This window comes from Staphylococcus sp. GDY8P119P (assembly GCF_017892075.1).
GTDB classification, from domain to species: domain Bacteria; phylum Bacillota; class Bacilli; order Staphylococcales; family Staphylococcaceae; genus Staphylococcus; species Staphylococcus ureilyticus.
Genome location: NZ_JAESKJ010000011.1, coordinates 16,761 through 33,893, shown reverse-complemented (window position 1 = coordinate 33,893; position 17,133 = coordinate 16,761). Strand labels below are relative to the sequence as shown.

Annotated in this window: 16 protein-coding genes, 1 riboswitch and 1 other annotated feature; all 16 genes read left to right on the top strand. The window is 32.7% G+C overall.

Translation table 11 applies throughout. From position 1 onward, the window contains the following. Positions 1-8: 8 nt before the first annotated feature. The 16 genes from mutM (at position 9) to yihA (ending at position 17,057) form a co-directional block, all read left to right on the top strand. On the top strand, positions 9-881 hold the full coding sequence (mutM, locus tag KA830_RS11085; protein WP_204180459.1) for a bifunctional DNA-formamidopyrimidine glycosylase/DNA-(apurinic or apyrimidinic site) lyase: 873 nt from the start codon (positions 9-11) through the stop codon (positions 879-881). 15 nt (positions 882-896) lie between these two features. Next, positions 897-1,523 (top strand): dephospho-CoA kinase, encoded by a 627-nt coding sequence (gene coaE / locus KA830_RS11080; protein WP_046206879.1) that lies wholly within the window; start codon positions 897-899, stop codon positions 1,521-1,523. A 254-nt stretch (positions 1,524-1,777) separates the two neighbouring features. Then, positions 1,778-2,803 carry a type I glyceraldehyde-3-phosphate dehydrogenase gene (gap, locus tag KA830_RS11075; protein ID WP_210122862.1) on the top strand — a complete coding sequence of 342 codons (1,026 nt, stop codon included), beginning with the start codon at positions 1,778-1,780 and terminating at the stop codon, positions 2,801-2,803. A gap of 261 nt (positions 2,804-3,064) precedes the next feature. Then, positions 3,065-3,535: a transcriptional regulator NrdR gene (gene nrdR, locus KA830_RS11070; RefSeq protein WP_046207668.1), complete on the top strand. Its 471-nt coding sequence runs from the start codon at positions 3,065-3,067 to the stop codon at positions 3,533-3,535. Beyond that, positions 3,536-4,927 (top strand): replicative helicase loading/DNA remodeling protein DnaB, encoded by a 1,392-nt coding sequence (locus KA830_RS11065; RefSeq protein WP_204180449.1) that lies wholly within the window; start codon positions 3,536-3,538, stop codon positions 4,925-4,927. A 3-nt stretch (positions 4,928-4,930) separates the two neighbouring features. Further along, entirely contained in the window at positions 4,931-5,854 is a 924-nt protein-coding gene (gene dnaI, locus KA830_RS11060; protein WP_046207666.1) for a primosomal protein DnaI, read from the top strand. Positions 5,855-6,194: 340 nt separating this feature from the next. After that, complete coding sequence (gene thrS / locus KA830_RS11055; RefSeq protein WP_192945941.1) at positions 6,195-8,132, top strand: threonine--tRNA ligase; 1,938 nt, start codon at positions 6,195-6,197, stop codon at positions 8,130-8,132. A gap of 59 nt (positions 8,133-8,191) precedes the next feature. After that, a riboswitch (Lysine riboswitch) is annotated at positions 8,192-8,365 on the top strand. A 208-nt stretch (positions 8,366-8,573) separates the two neighbouring features. Continuing rightward, positions 8,574-10,067 (top strand): amino acid permease, encoded by a 1,494-nt coding sequence (locus tag KA830_RS11050; RefSeq protein WP_046207664.1) that lies wholly within the window; start codon positions 8,574-8,576, stop codon positions 10,065-10,067. 58 nt (positions 10,068-10,125) lie between these two features. Continuing rightward, positions 10,126-10,254, top strand: a sequence feature (ribosomal protein L20 leader region). 23 nt (positions 10,255-10,277) lie between these two features. Next, entirely contained in the window at positions 10,278-10,805 is a 528-nt protein-coding gene (gene infC / locus KA830_RS11045; protein ID WP_037539866.1) for a translation initiation factor IF-3, read from the top strand. A 28-nt stretch (positions 10,806-10,833) separates the two neighbouring features. After that, entirely contained in the window at positions 10,834-11,034 is a 201-nt protein-coding gene (gene rpmI / locus KA830_RS11040) for a 50S ribosomal protein L35 (protein WP_019468477.1), read from the top strand. Positions 11,035-11,100: 66 nt separating this feature from the next. Then, a complete protein-coding gene (rplT, locus tag KA830_RS11035; protein WP_019468478.1) occupies positions 11,101-11,457 on the top strand; it encodes a 50S ribosomal protein L20 in 357 nt (118 codons plus the stop codon). A 246-nt stretch (positions 11,458-11,703) separates the two neighbouring features. Next, on the top strand, positions 11,704-12,315 hold the full coding sequence (locus KA830_RS11030) for an NUDIX domain-containing protein (protein ID WP_064208858.1): 612 nt from the start codon (positions 11,704-11,706) through the stop codon (positions 12,313-12,315). A 12-nt stretch (positions 12,316-12,327) separates the two neighbouring features. Then, positions 12,328-13,254 (top strand): hypothetical protein, encoded by a 927-nt coding sequence (locus KA830_RS11025; RefSeq protein ID WP_204180450.1) that lies wholly within the window; start codon positions 12,328-12,330, stop codon positions 13,252-13,254. Positions 13,255-13,438: 184 nt separating this feature from the next. After that, on the top strand, positions 13,439-14,749 hold the full coding sequence (gene tig, locus KA830_RS11020; protein WP_046207661.1) for a trigger factor: 1,311 nt from the start codon (positions 13,439-13,441) through the stop codon (positions 14,747-14,749). Positions 14,750-14,935: 186 nt separating this feature from the next. Further along, positions 14,936-16,198 carry an ATP-dependent Clp protease ATP-binding subunit ClpX gene (gene clpX, locus KA830_RS11015; RefSeq protein ID WP_046207660.1) on the top strand — a complete coding sequence of 421 codons (1,263 nt, stop codon included), beginning with the start codon at positions 14,936-14,938 and terminating at the stop codon, positions 16,196-16,198. Between the two features lie 271 nt (positions 16,199-16,469). Next, on the top strand, positions 16,470-17,057 hold the full coding sequence (yihA, locus tag KA830_RS11010; protein ID WP_046207659.1) for a ribosome biogenesis GTP-binding protein YihA/YsxC: 588 nt from the start codon (positions 16,470-16,472) through the stop codon (positions 17,055-17,057). The last annotated feature ends 76 nt before the right edge of the window (positions 17,058-17,133 follow it).

Genomic DNA, 17,133 nt, shown 5'->3' with positions numbered 1-17,133 from the left:
GGAATATGGTGCCTGAACTACCTGAAGTTGAACATGTTACAAGAGGGATAAGGCCTTTTGTAAAAGGGCAAAAAATTGAGGATATTATGTTCTCTGATAAAGTGATAGAAGGAAAAAATAATAATAAAGAAACGATTATTAAAGGGTTATCTTTAGATACATTTAAACATTATACTAAAGGCTACACGATTCATAATATTGAAAGACGTAGCAAATATATTGTTTTTTATATTGAAAATAGTTCGACACAAAGAATAATTATTAGCCATTTAGGTATGGCAGGTGGTTTTTTTGTCGTAGATCATTTAGAAGATATCAGTGCTCCCAATTATCGTAAACATTGGCATGTTATTTTTAAATTAGATAATGACAAACTCTTAGTTTACTCAGATATTCGGAGATTTGGTGAGATTAGAAATGTTGCTTCATTTGAAGGATATCCATCATTTTTAGAAATCGCACCGGAACCTTTTGAGAAAGAAGCATTACCACATTATATGTCATGGTTTGATAAAAAATTATATCAAAATAAACCAATCAAACAAATGATATTAGACCATAGAGTAGTTTCAGGTTGTGGTAATATCTATGCCTGTGAAGCATTATATAGAGCAGGTATCCATCCAGCACGTATATCTAAAGATTTAAATTATCAAGAAAAAGAAATGTTATTTTATTATGTTCGAGAAGTGTTAGAAGCGGGTATTAAATATGGAGGTACCAGTATTTCAGATTATCTCCATGCAGATGGAAGTACAGGTACGATGCAACAACATTTAAATGTATATAAACAAAAGACATGTAAAGTGTGCGGAAATGATATTGAGACACAAATCATTGCAACACGTAATAGTCATTTCTGTCCTGTATGTCAAAAATGAAGGAAGAGTGAAAATATGCCTAAAGTTATTGGATTAACTGGTGGTATCGCATCAGGAAAATCAACTGTTTCAGAATTGTTAACAGCACATGGTTTTAAAATTGTTGATGCAGATATTGCATCACGTAAAGCTGTTGAAAAAGGTTCTGAAGGACTAGAGCAGGTGCGTTCAACATTTGGAGAAGAAGCAATCGATGAAGATGGTAATATGAACCGAGAATATGTAGGAGATATTATTTTCAACTATCCAGAAAAAAGATTAGAATTAAATGAAATCGTACATCCAATTGTTAGAACCATTATGGAACAAGAAAAAGAAGCATTTCTAAAAGATGGATATAATGTAATTATGGATATCCCATTACTTTATGAAAATGAACTACAAGATACAGTCGATGAAGTATGGCTTGTCTATACTTCTGAAAGTATCCAAATTGATAGATTAATGCAACGTAATGATATTTCTATGGAGGATGCAAAGGCACGTGTTTATAGTCAAATATCCATAGATAAAAAACGCAGAATGGCAGACCATGTTATCGATAATCGAGATTCTAAATTAGATTTAAAACAAAACTTAGAACAATTATTAACTGATGAAGGTTATATCGAAAGTGAAACAGGTCATTCGCAAGAAATTTAAATAACAATGTTTTTAAAATCATACTTATTTGATTCCTTCAAAGTGGACATTTAATAAATGAAAACTTTGGAGGGATTTTTTTGTATATCAATAATAATAAGGATAAAGATTTTTCTAAAATTAATCGTTTAGAAAACTACAATTTTAATTATTTTAAGTTTTTTAAATTTTTCTTTAAGAAAACGCTTTCGCATTCATCGATTTATGTTATACTAATTCCATAAAGTATAACACTAAAACGAGGGGTGCTTCGAATGACGACAAATATTGCAATTAATGGAATGGGTAGAATAGGAAGAATGGTATTAAGAATAGCGCTAAAAAATGAAAATATGAATGTAGTCGCGATTAATGCTAGCTATCCACCAGAAACAATTGCTCACCTAATCAATTATGATACAACACATGGTAATTTCGATTTAAAGGTAGAACCTATTGAGAATGGTATAAAAGTCGATGACCGTGAAATAAAACTTGTTGCTGACAGAAATCCAGAAAATTTACCATGGGGCGAACTTGATATAGATATTGTAATTGAAGCTACTGGTAAATTTAATCACGGTGATAAAGCAGTCGCTCATATTTCGGCTGGTGCTAAAAAAGTGTTGTTAACAGGACCATCTAAAGGTGGAGATGTACAAATGATTGTTAAAGGTGTGAATAATGATCAATTAGACATTGAAAAATATGATATCTTTAGTAATGCTTCTTGTACAACGAATTGCATTGGGCCTGTGGCAAAAGTACTTAATGACCAATTCGGTATTCAAAATGGTTTAATGACAACAGTGCATGCTATTACTAATGATCAAAATAATATTGATAATCCACATAAAGACTTAAGACGTGCGCGTTCATGTAATGAAAGTATTATTCCTACTTCGACTGGAGCGGCTAAAGCACTTAAAGAAGTTTTACCTGAACTAGAAGGCAAACTACATGGCATGGCTTTAAGAGTGCCGACTAAAAATGTATCATTAGTTGATTTAGTGGTTGATTTAGATACTAACGTCACAGTAGAACAAGTTAATGAAGCTTTCAGAAATAACACATTAGAAGATGTGATTGCGACTGAAGATGCACCGCTTGTATCTATGGACTTTAACACAAATCCACATTCAGCCATTATTGATACACAAAGTACAATGATTATGGGTGAAAATAAAGTGAAAGTTATAGCTTGGTATGATAATGAATGGGGTTATTCAAATAGAGTTGTTGATGTTGCCGAAGAAATTGGTCAATTATTAAAAAATAATGTATCAACTGTTGTTAATTAATAGCCTAATTACTGTAAATATTTAATGTGGTTACTGCTTTGTAATTGCGTATTCAAGAAAATTAATTTATTGTTAACTTATATCTTTACCTCTCTTTAAAGTGAATGTGCATTTTCACTTTAAAGAGAGGTTTTATTTTAAATATGAAGGATTAAATGTATTTATTATAAATAAATAGCGTTATTGTGTAATACGATTCTTTTGTGGCATAACGATTTATAGTATAATGAATGGTAATCAAATTGAGAGGGTGGTAATTCGATGAAATGCCCGAAATGTAGTTCAACGCACTCTCGCGTTGTAGATTCACGACATGCTGATGAAGTTAATGCGATCAGACGTAGAAGAGAATGTGAACAATGTGGCACAAGGTTTACTACGTTTGAACATATTGAAAAAAGACCGTTAATCGTTGTCAAAAAAGATGGCACACGTGAACAATTTTTACCTGAAAAAATACTCAATGGTTTGGTGCGCTCATGTGAAAAAAGACCTGTGCGTTATCAACAATTAGAAGATATTACTAATAATGTAGAATGGAAATTAAGAGATGAAGGACGTGCCGAAATTTCTTCAAGAGAAATAGGGGAACACGTCATGAATTTATTGATGCATGTGGATCAAGTTTCTTATGTGCGATTTGCATCTGTTTATAAAGAATTTAAAGATGTTGATCAACTATTGCAATCAATGCAAGGAATTTTAGCAGAAAACAAACGGAGTGATTCTTAAATGGGATTACAGTCCTATGATTATGGTTTAAGACCACAAGATGATTTCCACGTGTTGCGTCATTTTTATTTAAATCATAAACATTTAGAAATACTTAATAGATTATTTACGCCAATGATTGGCTCAAATGCTATTGGTTTGTATCATTATTTGAATCAGTTCGTAGAATTTGAACAAGATGTTGTGTTGACACATTATATTATTATGAATGAATTAAAAATAAACTTACTTGAATTCAGAAAGGAAATGGATTTGTTAGAAGGCATTGGATTATTAAAATCTTTTGCGCATCATTCTAAACAACACTCTTCTTTTGTATACAAGCTTGTACAACCACCATCAGCAGAGCAATTTTTTAATGATCCTATGTTATCTGTATATTTATATAGTCAAGTAAGTAAGCAACGCTACTTGCAACTGAAATCACATTTCGAGGATCAAATGACCATTGACTTAAGTCAGTACAAAGATGTGACGCGCACATTCATTGATGTGTTTAAAGTGCCTAACAAAGCACTGACTGAAGATACACAGATGATTGAAAGTGAAGAAACTTATGGTGGTGCAGATTTATCTAATGTAAATTTTGATTTTGAAGCACTTTATGATTTATTACAAAATCATTTTATTAGCACTAAAATAATTGATAGTGAAGCTAAAGCATTGATCACACAGATTGCGACTTTATATGGTTTAACACCAGAAGCAATGAAACGCATTATTTTAAAATCAATCACTAGTGCACAAGAGCTCTCTTTTGAAGAAATGCGTAAACATGCTAGAACGTATTACCTCATAGAACATGAACAACAGCTTCCAAAATTAAAGGCTAAAAAATCAAATTATATAGATGGTGTCAGCACGGAAAAAAATAATATAACAGAAGATGATTCAAATCATTGGTTAAAACAATTAGACGAAACTAGCCCCATCGATATGCTTGCTTCGTGGTCAGAATCTGAACCGACGACGCAGCAAAAGTATATGGTCGAAGAATTAGTTGAAAGAGAACAACTACCATTTGGTGTAATTAATATACTTTTACAATTTGTAATGTTAAAAGAAGACATGAAACTTCCTAAAACTTATATCTTTGAGATTGCATCAAATTGGAAAAAAAAGGGTATCAAAACTGCAGAAGAAGCGTATCATTATGCTAAAAAGGTGAACCAACCTACATCCAAACAGTCAAATCAAACTAAAAATGGTAGTTATAAATCTAAACAACTCGTTTCTAGGGAAATGACACCTAAATGGCTAGAAGAACGAGATAGTAAAGAAACGAAAAATCAAAGTTTAGAAGAACTTAATAATCCAGATGAAGATGAAGCGTTAAAAAGAGACCGTGAAGCGTTGTTAAAACGATTGAATAGTAAGCGAGAGGAGGAATAATATATGAAGTCTTTCAATCATATTATGGGTGACTCTAAGGATTTAAGTCAGCGAATTGAAAAGATAAAAAAAGATGTTATCAATGATCCAGATGTCAAAATGTTTTTAGAGACACATCAATCAGAAGTAACTAATGCAATGATTGATGAAGATTTGAATATTTTACAAGAATACAAAGATCAAGAAAAACATTATGATGGACATGCCTTTAAAGATTGTCCGAACTTTGTTAAGGGTCATGTGCCTGAATTATATGTAGAAAATCAGCACATAAAAATTCGTTACCTACCTTGTCCATGTAAAATCAAACATGACGAAGAAAAATTTGATGCCCATTTAATTGCTTCACATCATATGCAACGAGATACATTAAATGCGAAATTAAGCGATATTTATATGGACAAAAGAGATCGTATAGATGTTGCAATGGCAGCAACCGATATTTGTGAAAAAATAGTAGAAAAAGCGCCCCAAGTCAAAGGTTTATATATACATGGTCCTTTTGGAACTGGAAAATCATTTATATTAGGTGCGATTGCCAATGAATTAAAAGTTGAAAAAGTACCTTCTACGATTGTATATCTACCAGAATTTATTCGCACTTTAAAAGGTGGATTTAAAGATGGCAGTTTCGAATCAAGGTTAGCGAAAGTACGTGAATCACATGTGTTAATGTTAGATGATATTGGTGCTGAAGAGATTACACCTTGGGCAAGAGATGAAGTAATTGGCCCATTACTTCATTATAGAATGGTTCACGAATTACCAACGTTTTTTAGCTCTAACCTAAGCTTTGAAGAATTAGAATATCATCTTTCTGTTACGCGCAATGGTACTGAAAAAACAAAAGCAGCTAGAATAATGGAAAGAATTAAATCGTTAGCAACACCATATTTTTTGGAAGGCAAAAATTATCGTAACGATTGAATTATTAAAAAAATGTTGTATAATATAATTAAATCTAAATCAAGCGAAATAAAATGAAGACATGATAGATAATTTCATACTTCACAGAGAACCAATGTGTGATGAGAATTTGGTAAGTATCATTATCTGTTACTACTTCATGATAGATGTTCTAATCAACATCCGGCTCAAGACCGTTAACTTATGTAGAGTAAAGTATTTTTATCATTATAAAAATTACTTTAATTAGGGTGGTACCGCGAAGACCTCGTCCCTTTTAGGGATGGGGTCTTTTTGTTTTACGTTTGTAATATGACTATTTCGTGATGATTTAAGGCAAGTATAAATAGGAGGAATTTAAATGGATCAAATAAATATTACTTTTCCAGATGGTAATGCGAAAGCATTTGAAAAAGGAACTACTACAGAAGAGATTGCACACTCAATCAGTCCTGGTTTAAGAAAAAAAGCTGTAGCAGGAAAGTTAAATGGACAAATGATTGATTTAACAAGACCAATCGAAACAGATGGTGAAATTGAAATAGTTACACCTGGTAGTGATGAAGCATTAGAAGTTTTGCGTCACTCTACTGCACATTTAATGGCACAAGCTTTAAAGCGTTTATATGGAGATGTGAAATTTGGTGTGGGTCCAGTCGTTGATGGTGGATTTTATTATGATTTTGATATGTCTGAAAGCGTGTCATCTGATGATTTTGAAAAAATAGAAAAAACAATGAAACAAATCGTCAATGAAAACTATCCTATAGAACGAAAAGTAGTATCGAGAGATGAAGCGAAAACATTTTTTGCTGATGATCCGTATAAACTAGAACTAATAGATGCTATTCCAGAAGATGAAAATGTTACTTTGTATTCGCAGGGTGAATTCACTGATTTATGTCGTGGTGTTCATGTACCATCAACTTCAAAAATTAAAGAGTTTAAACTTTTATCAACTGCAGGCGCATATTGGCGTGGAGATAGTGATAATAAAATGCTTCAACGTATATATGGTACTGCTTTCTTCGATAAAAAAGATTTAAAGGCACATCTTCAAATGTTAGAAGAACGCAAAGAACGCGATCACCGTAAAATTGGTAAAGAATTAGAACTATTCTCAAACAATCAATTAGTAGGTGCAGGTTTACCATTGTGGTTACCAAACGGTGCAACTATTCGTCGCGAAATTGAACGATATATTGTAGATAAAGAAGTAAGCATGGGTTATGATCACGTGTATACACCAGTGATGGCAAATGTAGATTTATATAAAACATCAGGACACTGGGATCATTATCAAGAGGACATGTTCCCAACTATGAAATTAGATGAAAATGAAGAAATGGTGTTAAGACCTATGAATTGCCCTCACCATATGATGATTTATGCTAATAAACCACATTCATATCGTGAATTACCAATTCGCATTGCGGAATTAGGTACAATGCATCGTTATGAAGCAAGTGGTGCTGTTTCTGGATTACAACGTGTTAGAGGAATGACTTTAAATGATGCACATATTTTTGTAAGACCAGATCAAATAAAAGAAGAATTCAAACGCGTTGTTAATTTAATTGTCGATGTTTATGAAGACTTTGGATTTGAAAATTATAAATTCCGCTTAAGTTACAGAGATCCTGAGGATAAAGAAAAGTACTTTGATGATGATGAAATGTGGAATAAAGCAGAGAGCATGTTGAAAGAAGCGGTTGATGAACTAGGTTTAGCATACGAAGAAGCTATTGGGGAAGCAGCCTTTTATGGTCCTAAGTTAGATGTTCAAGTACAAACAGCTATGGGTAAAGAAGAAACGTTATCTACGGCTCAATTAGACTTCTTACTACCTGAAAAATTTGAATTGTCATATATAGGAAAAGACGGTGAGCAACATAGACCTGTAGTCATCCATCGTGGTGTTGTTTCGACAATGGAGCGCTTTGTTGCATTTTTAACAGAAGAAACTAAAGGAGCTTTCCCTACGTGGTTAGCACCAAAACAAGTTGAAATTATTCCAGTAAACGTTGACTTGCATTATGATTATGCTCGACATTTACAAGACGAACTTAAATCACAAGGTATAAGAGTCGAAATAGATGATCGAAATGAAAAAATGGGTTACAAAATCAGAGAAGCACAAATGCAAAAAATCCCTTATCAACTTGTCGTTGGGGATAAAGAGATGGAAAATAATGAAGTGAATGTTAGAAAATATGGTTCGCAAGATCAAGAAACGGTTGAAAAAGAATCATTTATTTGGGATTTGGTAGATGAAATCAGACTTAAAAAACAAAGATAACCTTGAAAGTAATGTTGAAATCATGTATATTGAATCTTAGTGAAATAAAAAAATAAAAAAATTGAGTTAGAGGTTGCGTTTTTAATCAGTAACAATCTGTAAGCTATTTGGAGCGTATGTAGGATTTGTGAAAGGTAAAAATGCCGAAATCAAAAGTGACCATTTTTCACTATTGGTTGGGTCAGTTTTCGAAAGAGACTGGACTGTCACATATGTGATGTGCTACCTATATAAATGCTATGACTAAAATGGTTGCATATCTAATAGGTATGTAACCATTTTATTTAGGTTTAAGATTATTATTCATACTAAAACGGGAAATTTATAGCAAATTGGTTAAATAACATGTATATTCCGATGTAAAGGTTATTAATAACTATAAAAGTATAATTATAATCGCATAGTAAGTTGGCCTCTAAGTTTAAAGGAAAGGGAGCATCTATGGCAAAAGAAGTAAATCAAAATAATGGAGTTAAAAGAGGGCTAAAAGATCGTCATATATCCATGATAGCTATTGGTGGTTGTATTGGTACTGGTTTATTTATGACTTCTGGTGGTGCAATTCATGATGCAGGTGCCTTGGGTGCATTACTTGCATATGCAATTATTGGGGCAATGGTATTTTTCCTTATGACATCTTTAGGAGAAATGGCTACTTATTTACCTGTTTCTGGTTCATTTAGTACTTATGCTACGCGTTTTGTTGATCCATCACTTGGATTTGCATTGGGATGGAATTATTGGTTCAACTGGGTTATTACAGTTGCTGCAGATGTTACGATTGCTGCACAAGTGATTCAATATTGGACACCTCTTTCAGGTATACCAGCTTGGAGTTGGAGCTGTTTGTTCCTAATTATTATATTTGGACTAAACGCTTTGTCTGTTAGAGTTTATGGTGAAAGTGAATACTGGTTTGCATTAATTAAAGTTGTTACAGTTATCATTTTTATTGCCATCGGTCTACTTACTATACTTGGAATTATGGGTGGAGAATTCGTAGGTTTTGACACATTTTCTAAAGGCGGTGGCCCAATTCTTGGTGACGGCTTAGGTGGTAGTCTACTGACAATTCTTGGTGTATTCTTAGTTGCAGGCTTCTCATTCCAAGGTACTGAATTAATCGGTATTACAGCTGGTGAATCTGAAAATCCAGAACGAGCAGTACCTAAAGCAATTAAACAAGTATTTTGGAGAATATTGATTTTCTATATATTAGCAATTTTTGTAATTGGTATGTTAATACCGTATGATAGTCCTTCTTTAATGGGTGGTGGCGATGATATTGCTACCTCACCATTTACACTTGTATTTAAAAATGCTGGATTAGCATTTGCAGCATCATTTATGAATGCCGTTATCTTAACATCGGTATTATCTGCTGGTAATTCTGGAATGTATGCATCGACTAGAATGCTATACTCCATGAGTAAAGACAAATTAGCATATCCAGTTTTTGGTAAAACAAATAGAAACGGCGTACCGTATGTATCGTTAATTACGACAGCTGTGATTGTCGTGGGCATCTTTGTATTGCAACATTTGAGTGGTGATGCTTACGAATATATTGTTGCTGCAAGTGGTATGACTGGTTTTATCGCTTGGGTAGGTATCGCAGTCAGTCATTATAGATTCAGAAAAGCATTTGACAAGCAAAATTATGATAAATCTAAATTAAAATATAAAGCTAAACTATTCCCATTTGGCCCAATCTTTGCTGGTGTCCTATGTGTGTTAGTCATTATTGGACAAGACGTAGATTTTATCAAAACAGGTGACTTTAACCTGAACCGATTTATTATCACATATATGGGTATTCCAGTATTTCTAGCATTCTTTATTTATCATAAATTACGTTATAAAACGAAAATGGTACCATTAGAGAAAGTGAACTTACGACAAGACATAGATATGGACGAAATTAAACATAATTAAAATAAACTGTTGACTTATTTGAAGATAGTTGCTAAGATAGGTAATGTTGAATACGAAACGAACCAAGTAGAAGCTCCCGCTTCTCACCTGTAGCGACGCTAAATGCAGTTGGCAGGTCTATATATACATGAAAATATCATGTGTAGAGAAGAGCGGGTATATTATATACTCGCTCTTTTTGCTTGGGATAATTTCGTAAAAATCTTGGAGGTGTCAACCATAGCAAAAGATCAGACTCAAGTTAACGAAAAGATTCGCGCAAAAGAATTACGTTTGATAGGGCAAGACGGAGAACAAATTGGTGTTAAATCAAAATCCGAAGCCCTAGAAATGGCTGAAAGAGTAGGTTTAGATGTAGTCTTAATGGCTCCAAACGCTAAACCACCTGTTGCAAGGATTATGGATTACGGTAAATACAAATTCGAACAACAGAAAAAAGAAAAAGAAATGAAGAAGAAACAAAAAACAATCAACCTTAAAGAAATTCGCTTAAGTCCAACAATTGAGGAACATGATTTCCAAACTAAATTGAAAAATGGACGTAAGTTCTTAGAAAAAGGCGATAAATGTAAAGTTTCTATTCGTTTCAGAGGACGTGCGATTACGCATAAAGAAATTGGTCAACGAGTTTTAGAAAAATTCGCTGAAGAATGTAAAGATATCGCAACTATTGGGCAAAGACCTAAAATGGACGGTCGTCAAATGTTCATTATGCTTAACCCAATAAACGAAAAATAATATTAGATAATACAGGAGGAAATGAATCATGCCTAAAATGAAAACCCACCGTGGAGCTGCTAAACGTGTTAAAAGAACTGCTTCAGGTCAATTAAAACGTTCAAGAGCTTTCACTTCACATATGTTTGCAAATAAAACAACTAAACAAAAACGTAAATTACGTAAAGCTTCATTAGTGCACAAATCAGACATGAAACGTGTAAAACAATTATTATCTTATAAAAAATAATTGACGAGATAGCCTGAGAAACAGCGAAAAATTTAAGAATGTACACATTTTAAGGAGGAATTTATTATGCCACGAGTAAAAGGTGGAACAGTAACAAGAGCGCGTCGTAAAAAGACGATTAAATTAGCTAAAGGTTACTTTGGTGCAAAACGCACATTATATAAAGTTGCAAAACAACAAGTTATGAAATCAGGTCAATATGCTTTCCGTGACCGTCGTCAAAGAAAACGTGACTTCCGTAAATTATGGATTACACGTATTAATGCTGCAGCACGTCAACATGACATGAGTTATTCAAGATTAATGAATGGTTTGAAAAAAGCTGATATCGACGTAAACCGTAAAATGCTTTCTGAAATCGCGATTTCAGATGACAAAGCTTTTGGTGAATTAGTAGCAAAAGCTAAAGAAGCTTTAAAATAATTTTCAAATAAAGCCTGGGACACCATATTGTCTCAGGCTTTTATGTGGTATTGGCACTGCGTAAATACTTTATGATAGATATGCTTGTGTTAATACCTTTATAAGGTTAATGATTTAGATTCAAAGGTTGAAATATTAGATGATTAATAATTTACCTACGAGTAAGCGTTTTGCTATTAGTATTGTTTTGAGATACGTGAATGTTTTGATAAAATGACAAGGAAGTCACATATGAAGGAGAAACGAATGTCTAAATTTGACGAAATGATTACGGTAGTACCAAGAAAAATTTTATTTGATAATGAAAATAATCAGTTTAATGGATTTTTAGATAAAAATTCGAATAAGGGACAAGACATTTTTGAAACACTATCGAATTATGAAATTAAACGACGTGGTGATATGGAAGAAGATCCAAGTTATAAACAACTTATTTCGTATTGCATTTTAGAAAATGAGCACGATGAAATATTAGTTTATGAACGACTCTCAGGTGGCGGAGAAACGCGTTTGCATGGTCAGTCTTCGATCGGTGTTGGTGGCCATATGAATGACGTTAAAGGTGCTGAATCTATTAATGAAGTGCTTAGAGTGAACGCTCAGAGAGAATTAAATGAAGAAGTAGGCCTTTCTGAAAGTAAATCACAAAATTTAGCATACATAGGCTTTATCAATGATGATACAAATGAAGTTGGTGAAGTACATTTAGGTGTTGTATTTAAGATTAATGTTAACAGTAATGATGTAGAAGCAAAAGAGACCGACACTTTAAAAATTAAATGGGTCAACCATAACAAGATAGACAATTATGATGACTTTGAAACATGGAGTGCGCTCATTTTACAGGCAATACAATAGAGGTGTTGATTAATGTCTGATATCATTCCATTTCCGAGATCAAAAGAAAAGTTGATTAGAGAAATTAAACAAGCTTTTAATGAAAATAATTTAGCACAATCTTATCAGTTGTTTGAGTCATTAGAAGCTCAGTTCGAACTTGATGAACAAATGGCTTTATTAAAATGTGCGATGCTTTTTAAAATGGAACATTATTTAGAGCTACGTGAAGAAGCAATCATTCTATTAAAACAAGGTATATCTAATTATGATGATTTAATGATTTATTATGTTAAAAGTTTAAATGGCTTAGGACAATATTTTGAAGTTGTTGAAATTATTAATCAAATCATAGATGAAGTCAATGATCATAAGACTAGAATGGAATTATTTCCAATCAAGGAATTTGCTTTAAGCCAAATTGATAAACATAATGAACATGCAGCTCAAATGCTACAAAGTTTTGATACATTAACACTTAAAGAACAAGTTAACATTATGCTGACGCTCATAGATCATAGTCAATATCGTTATCAAGATACAGTGATTCATTTGTTGAATGAGCTGAAACTCGCACCGAATGTCGTAACTATTATGTTGGAATACTTGCGTTTTGCAAAAAATGACCAAACGATTTCTATTCATAAATATGGATATGAAATCAATGTGATTCCACAGAATCTTGAAGGGCTAGAACAAACTTTATTTAAAACTGAAGTTATACCTAACGTTCTGAAGCAACTTGAAGATGGTGCAGCACAACAACTTGTAGAAGAAGCACTTCATATGCTGAATAATCATGCCATTTTACTTTATCCATTAAATGTTGAACTCATTGCAACAAAGGAAACTTGGATAGAAGGTTATACAAATTATTTCAAATCAATGTTAGGTTTAGAAAGTATCGATGAAACGAATCATGTGCTTGCATTCATTGAGTCGTTAGATAAAGAAAAATAAGTAGTTTTATCATTAACTCATATGAAAAATGGGTAATGGAGTTAAGAGGTAATATAAAATTATAATAAATTTCAACTTTTTATTAATTATTCATATAAAATTCATAATTTGTGTCGAGCTTTGACGTGTGCTATAATAATGAAGTTGAAAAAATAAAATAGGATAATCATGGAGGTTTTTATACATGACAGCAACTTGGGAAAAAAAGGAAGGTAACGAAGGTGTTTTATCTGTTACTGTTCCAGCAGAAAAAGTAGACAAAGCAATTGATCAAGCTTTCAAAAAAGTGGTTAAACAAATTAATGTGCCGGGCTTCCGTAAAGGGAAAGTACCTCGCCAAATTTTTGAACAACGCTTTGGTGTAGAAGCATTGTATCAAGATGCAGTTGATATCTTATTACCAGAAGCGTATGGTGAAGCTATTGACGAAACTGGCATTAAACCAGTTGATCAACCAGAAATCAATGTAACATCAATTGAAAAAGGTAAAGACATGACATTTGAAGCAAATGTTGTAGTTGAACCTGAAGTTGAACTTGGTGATTACAAAGGTTTAGAAATTGAAAAACAAAATACTGAATTAACTGAAGAAGAAGTACAAGAATCAATCGATCATCAACTTGGACATCTAGCAGAAATGGTTGTTAAAGAAGATGGTGCAGTTGAAAATGGTGATACGGTAAACATTGATTTTGATGGTTATGTTGATGGTGAACAATTTGAAGGTGGACAAGCTGAAGGCTACGACCTTGAAATTGGTTCAGGTTCATTTATTCCAGGTTTTGAAGAACAATTGGTTGGTGTTAAAACTGGCGAAGAAAAAGATGTTAATGTAACATTCCCAGAAGAATACCATGCTGAAGAATTAGCTGGAAAAGAAGCTACTTTCAAAACAAAAGTTAATGAAATCAAATATAAAGACGTTCCAGAATTAAATGATGAAATTGCAAACGAATTAGATGCAGAGGCTAACTCAGTTGATGAGTATAAAGAAAACTTACGTAAACGTTTAGCTGAACAAAAAGCTACAGACGCTGAGAATACTCAAAAAGAAGAAGCTATTAATAAAGCTACGAATAACACAACAATTGATGTTCCAGAAGCGATGATTAAAACTGAGTTAGACCGCATGGTTCAAGAATTTGGACAACGCATGCAACAACAAGGTCTTAATTTAGAAACTTATTTCCAAATTTCTGGACAAGATGAGTCACAATTAAGAGAGCAAATGAAAGATGATGCTGAGGAACGCGTTAAAACAAATTTAACATTAACTGCGATTGCTGATGCAGAAGAAGTAGAAGTATCTGATGCTGACATCGACAAAGAATTAGAAAAAATGAGTGAACAGTTTAATATATCTGTAGAAGATATTAAACAAACACTTGGTAACACTGACATTGTTAAAAATGATGTACGTATTCAAAAGGTTATTGATATGTTAGTAGAAGAAGCGAAATTAGTAGAACCATCTAAAGATGACTCTGAAGCATAACTAAAAATGTCACAAGCATATTGTTTGTAGAAACAAAGTATAGTTGTTTAATATTGTAAACTAGTAGCAGATGCATTCAATTAATGTGTCTGCTACAATGTTTTGTGCAAAAAACTTGAGATTTGTTCAAGTTGCATATTAAAATGCTATCTAGTATAGTCTTTAGGGAATAGGGGTGTAAATAGAATGTTCAAATTCAATGAAGATGAAGAAAATTTAAAATGCTCTTTCTGTGGTAAAGATCAAGACCAAGTTAAAAAATTGGTCGCAGGAAGTGGCGTATATATTTGTAACGAATGTATTGAGCTATGTTCAGAAATAGTTGAAGAAGAGTTAGCTCAATCAGAATCAGAAGGACTAACAGAATTACCAACTCCTAAAGAAATTATGGATCAATTAAATGATTATGTTATTGGCCAAGAAAAAGCTAAAAAATCTCTAGCTGTCGCAGTATATAATCATTATAAACGTGTTCAAAATTTAGGTCCAAATGAAGATGACGTGGAATTACAAAAAAGTAACGTTGCTTTAATTGGTCCAACAGGTAGCGGTAAAACCCTTTTAGCCCAAACTTTAGCTAAAACATTAAATGTGCCTTTTGCAATCGCAGACGCTACGAGTCTCACTGAAGCCGGATATGTTGGCGATGACGTTGAAAATATATTACTTCGCTTAATTCAAGCAGCTGATTTTGATATAGATAAAGCTGAAAAAGGTATCATTTATGTCGATGAAATCGACAAAATCGCTAGAAAATCAGAAAATACTTCTATCACAAGAGATGTTTCAGGTGAAGGTGTACAACAAGCGCTATTGAAAATTCTTGAAGGTACAACTGCAAGCGTGCCACCACAAGGCGGACGTAAACATCCTAACCAAGAATTAATTCAAATAGATACTACAAATATCTTGTTTGTACTTGGTGGTGCATTTGACGGTATTGATGAAGTCATTAAACGCAGACTAGGTGAAAAAGTCATTGGATTTTCTAGTAGTGAAGCATCTAAATATGATGAGGATGCTATCTTAGAACAAATCAGACCTGAAGATTTACAATCATACGGTCTAATTCCAGAGTTTATTGGTCGTGTGCCTATTGTTGCAAATCTAGAAACACTAGATGTTGATGCATTGAAAAATATTTTAACACAACCAAAAAATGCTTTAGTAAAACAATATACAAAAATGTTAGAACTAGATGATGTAGAACTAGAATTTACAGACGAAGCATTGTCTGCAATTAGTAACAAAGCGATTGAGCGTAAAACAGGTGCGCGTGGCTTACGTTCAATTATTGAAGAAGCATTAATCGATATTATGTATGATGTTCCATCTTCTGATGGTGTTGTAAAAGTGGTAATCACTGAAGAAACGATTAATGATGAAAAAGATCCTGAACTATACGATAAAGAAGGAAATCTCGTTAATAAGGAACAAACTTCTGCTTAATAAAATAGTTTGAAAATAAAGGGCTGAATCAAAGCGAATCAATTGATTAGTACTGGTTGCCCTATGAGTTTTGATTAACGTTGTATATATTAGATTATCAAAGTTTTATATTAGTCAATGTTGAAAATTAAGACTAAAAGGCTGAGACATTTTAAATGTGTCTTAGCCTTTTTCTTTTAAAATGGAATATAAATCATATAAAAATACATATAAATAAGTGAAATTGTGTAATATAATAATGAAGTGACTTTAATAGAAAAGAGGGTCGGTAATGAAAATAAATCCTAATGAAATAGAATTATTAATCAGTGCGGTAAAGCCTGAACAATATCCTGAAACTGGTTTGAGCGAGGTAGGACTCAGTGGTCGTTCCAATGTTGGTAAATCATCTTTTATTAATAGTATGATTGGACGTAAAAATATGGCACGAACTTCACAACAACCAGGTAAAACACAAACGCTCAATTTTTATAATATTGATAATCAACTGGTATTTGTAGATGTGCCAGGTTATGGTTATGCTAAAGTGAGTAAAAAACAACGTGAAGCGTTTGGAAAAATGATTGAAAAATATATTTCTCAGAGAACGTCTTTAAAACTTGTCATTCAGCTTGTTGATTTGAGACATAATCCTACAGAAGATGATATTTTAATGTATAACTATTTGAAGTATTTTGATATTCCGACATTAGTAGTTGCTACAAAAGAAGATAAAATCGCTAAAGGTAAAGTACAGAAACATTTAGCCAATGTCCAGCGAAAACTTGAAATGGAACCTGAAGATGAAATTATCAGTTATTCTTCTATCCAAGCGAATAAGCAACAACAAGTATGGGATATAATTGCAAAATATATATAGAATGTTGAGAAAACGGTTAAAGCCTATAAATTATGACAACTATTTGAATGTAGATTAGAATATTTCTAATTTACGT

Excerpts from the sequence above, each read along its gene's own strand:
- coaE (WP_046206879.1), top strand. The coding sequence starts at position 897 with ATGCCTAAAGTTATTGGATTAACTGGTGGTATCGCATCAGGAAAATCA.
- gap (WP_210122862.1), top strand. The coding sequence starts at position 1,778 with ATGACGACAAATATTGCAATTAATGGAATGGGTAGAATAGGAAGAATG.
- nrdR (WP_046207668.1), top strand. The coding sequence starts at position 3,065 with ATGAAATGCCCGAAATGTAGTTCAACGCACTCTCGCGTTGTAGATTCA.
- KA830_RS11065 (WP_204180449.1), top strand. The coding sequence starts at position 3,536 with ATGGGATTACAGTCCTATGATTATGGTTTAAGACCACAAGATGATTTC.
- dnaI (WP_046207666.1), top strand. The coding sequence starts at position 4,931 with ATGAAGTCTTTCAATCATATTATGGGTGACTCTAAGGATTTAAGTCAG.
- thrS (WP_192945941.1), top strand. The coding sequence starts at position 6,195 with ATGGATCAAATAAATATTACTTTTCCAGATGGTAATGCGAAAGCATTT.
- KA830_RS11050 (WP_046207664.1), top strand. The coding sequence starts at position 8,574 with ATGGCAAAAGAAGTAAATCAAAATAATGGAGTTAAAAGAGGGCTAAAA.
- rpmI (WP_019468477.1), top strand. The coding sequence starts at position 10,834 with ATGCCTAAAATGAAAACCCACCGTGGAGCTGCTAAACGTGTTAAAAGA.
- rplT (WP_019468478.1), top strand. The coding sequence starts at position 11,101 with ATGCCACGAGTAAAAGGTGGAACAGTAACAAGAGCGCGTCGTAAAAAG.
- KA830_RS11030 (WP_064208858.1), top strand. The coding sequence starts at position 11,704 with ATGTCTAAATTTGACGAAATGATTACGGTAGTACCAAGAAAAATTTTA.
- KA830_RS11025 (WP_204180450.1), top strand. The coding sequence starts at position 12,328 with ATGTCTGATATCATTCCATTTCCGAGATCAAAAGAAAAGTTGATTAGA.
- tig (WP_046207661.1), top strand. The coding sequence starts at position 13,439 with ATGACAGCAACTTGGGAAAAAAAGGAAGGTAACGAAGGTGTTTTATCT.
- clpX (WP_046207660.1), top strand. The coding sequence starts at position 14,936 with ATGTTCAAATTCAATGAAGATGAAGAAAATTTAAAATGCTCTTTCTGT.
- yihA (WP_046207659.1), top strand. The coding sequence starts at position 16,470 with ATGAAAATAAATCCTAATGAAATAGAATTATTAATCAGTGCGGTAAAG.